Annotated in this window: 2 protein-coding genes; both read right to left on the bottom strand. The window is 72.6% G+C overall.

All coding sequences use genetic code 11. The annotated features are described in order from the left end of the window. A partial coding sequence (locus tag EEJ42_RS32765; RefSeq protein ID WP_148082102.1) for a beta-ketoacyl synthase N-terminal-like domain-containing protein occupies nt 1-203 on the bottom strand: 203 nt, incomplete at its 3' end. Between the two features lie 28 nt (nt 204-231). After that, the coding region (locus EEJ42_RS32760) for an SDR family NAD(P)-dependent oxidoreductase (RefSeq protein ID WP_123105591.1) at nt 232-3,049 on the bottom strand (2,818 nt) is incomplete at its 5' end.

Below are 3,049 nucleotides of genomic sequence, written 5' to 3'. Positions count from 1 at the left end.
GACGAGATGGCGTCCCGGCCCTCGACAACCAGCTCCCACAGACCCTCCGGCGACCGCACCCCACCCGGGAAACGGCACCCCATCCCCACGATCGCGATCGGCTCGCTGCTCTTCGCCTCGACATCCCGCAGCCGCGACCGGGTCTTCTGGAGATCCGTCGTCACCTTGCGCAGGTACTCAACGAGCTCGTTCTGGTTCGCCATCTTCTCGCACCTATCGGCTGGATCGGGATCAGGAGTTTCCGAGCTCGGAGTCGATGAACCGCATCAGCTCGTCGGCGGACGCGCCGGTGAGGTCGCTCGTGGCGGACACCGGCCTGGCGTCCAGTTCGGCGAGCCGGTCCAACAGCGAGCTGAGCCGGGTGGCCAGGGCGACGCGGGTCTCCGTGTCGGTCAGCACCGACAGCGCCTTGGCCTCCAGACGGCCGAAGTCCTCCAACACCGGACCGTCGTTCCCGGGCCCCTCGTCGAGGTCGATCACCGTACGCAAATAGCCGGCCAGGGCATGGGGCGTCGGGTGGTCGAAGACCAGCGCCACCGGCAGCCTGGACGTGCTGTAGTCGGCCAGCTTGTTGCGCAGTTCAACCGACATCAGGGAGTCGAAGCCGAGTTCGGTCAGCGCCCGATCCGGGTCGATCCGCAGGGGGTCGGGGTGCTTGATGACCTCGCCGATGTGGCCGCGCACGACGTCGACCAGCAGCGCATGGCGCTCCTCCTCGGGCAGCGCGGCGAGCCGCTGGGCCAGCGGCGTGCCCCGGCCGGCGGCGGCCGGCCGCTCGGTGGCCTCCTCGAAGCCGGCCAGCAGCGGGCTCGGCCGGGACGCGGTGAACGCAGGCAGGAACCGCGACCAGTCGACATCCACCACAACGCTGTCCGTGCCGGTTCCGGCGACACCGTCCAGCGCCTTGAGCGCCGCCGGCACGGTCAGCGGGGTCAGGCCCCGCCTGCGCAGCTCGCGTTCGAGGTGCTCCTCGACCATGCCGCCGCCCGACCAGGGGCCCCAAGCGACGGCCGTGGCCGTCCGGCCGCTCTCCCGGCGGCGGCGGGCGAGCGTGTCCAGGCAGGCGTTGCCCGCGGCGTAGGCCGCCTGTCCGGCGGCTCCCCAGATGCCGGAGATGGACGAGAAGACGATGAAGTCATCCAGGTCGGGCAGGAGTTCGTCGAGGATCAGCGCACCCCGAACCTTCGCGGCCATGCCGTCGTGCAGATCATCGGTGCCGGTGTCGGCGATCGGCGCGTCGCTGACCACGCCCGCGGCGTGCACGACGGTACGCACCGGTGTGCCCTCGGCGTCGAGCGAGGAGACGAGCGCGGCCATGGCGGACCGGTCGGTGACGTCCGCCGCGACGATGTCGACGGAGGCGCCCGCGGCGGTCAGCTCCGCCAGCAGTTCCCGGGACCCCTGCGCCTCCGTGCCACGGCGGGAGACCAGCACCAGCCGGCTGACCCGGCGCGCGGCCAGGTGCCGGGCGACATGGCCACCGAGACCGCCCGTGCCGCCCGTGATCAGCACCGTGCCGGACGGCGCCCACTCCCGGGCCGTGCCGCCCATGACAGGTACGATCCGCCGGGCCCACAGCTTCCCGTCACGTACGGCGAGCTGGTCCTCGGCTCCCCCGAGGGGCTCACCGGATCCACCGGCCTCACCGGACAGCACCGAGGTCAGAACCGCCCGGTCGGCCGCGTCGAGACCGCTGGGCACGTCGATCAGACCACGCCACCGTTTCGGCTGTTCCAGGGCCGCGACCCGGCCCAGCCCCCAGACTCCCCCGGCATCCACGTCGGCCGCCGGGTCCGCCGTGCCGACACCCACGGCACCGGAGGTGACACACCACACGGGCGCGTCGATGTCCGCGCTCTCGCGCAGCGCCGTCAGCAGGGTGTCGGCCGCGCCGGCCAGGACCAGCACACCGTCCGGCGAGACGGAGGGGTCCCAGGTGCCGAGACCGACCACGTTCTCGAACAATGCGCTCAGCTCGGCACGTTCGTCACCCAGCAGCAGCCAGGTGCCCGGGACGGTGGCCGGCCCGGCGGCCGGGTCCACCCGTTCCCAGGCGACCTCGTACCGGCCGACGGTCGGGTCGGTGGTCTGCGCGCTTTCGAGTTGCGCGCGCTCCACCGGCCGTACGGTCAGCGAGTCCATGATGACGACGACGTTGCCGGCCGGGTCGGCGGCCAGCACGCTGATCTGCCCGTCCGCGGTGTTCAGCCGTACCCGCAGCCGGTCGGCGCCGGAGGACAGCAGGGACACGCCCGCGAACGAGAACGGCAGCTTGACCTCCTGCGGGTCATAGGTGCGGCCCGCGACCAGCAGAGCGTGCAGCGAGGCGTCGAGCAACGCGGGGTGCGCGCCGAACGTGGTGGGCTGCCCCGCGGGGAGCACGACCTCCGCGAACAGTTCGTCTCCGTCCGCCCACACGCCGGTGACCGCGCGGAACACCGGGCCGTAGTCGTAGCCACGCTCGGCGAGGTCGGAGTAGAGGGCGCCGACGGGGACGGCCGTGGTGCCCGCGGGCGGCCACGCGCCGACCGCCCAGTCGGCCGCCGGCGCGAACTCCGTCGTCCGGCGTGGGCCGAGCACACCGGTGGCGTGCAGCGTCCAGTCTCCGCCCGCACCACGGGAACGAATGCGCAGCTCGCGTTCGGTGTCCTCGGGACCGATCCACACCTGGAGGTCACGCGGCTTCCCGCCCGGGAAGACCAGCGGTGCGCGCAGGACCAGTTCGGCGACCGACTCTGCACCCACCACGCGGGCCGCTTCCAAAGCCAGCTCCACGAAGCCGGTGCCCGGCAACAGCAGCGTCCCCATGACCTTGTGATCCGACAGCCAGGGATTGTTCGCCGTCGACAGTCGGCCCGAGAGCACGACGCCGCCCGAGCCCGGAAGGTCGGTGCGCGCCGACAGCATCGGGTGCTTCAGCGGGTCGCTGCCGGTGCCCTCGCTCTCCGGCGCGGGCGGTGCCGTCAGCCAGTAGCTTTGGTGCTGGAAGGCATACGTCGGCAGCGGAACGGGCCGGCCGGTCCCCAGCACGGCCGCCCAGTCCGGAGCG

This window comes from Streptomyces botrytidirepellens (assembly GCF_003721215.1).
Taxonomy (GTDB): Bacteria; Actinomycetota; Actinomycetes; order Streptomycetales; family Streptomycetaceae; genus Streptomyces; species Streptomyces himastatinicus.
The sequence above is the reverse complement of the archived record's forward strand: the minus strand, read 5'-3'. Positions and strand labels throughout refer to the sequence as shown.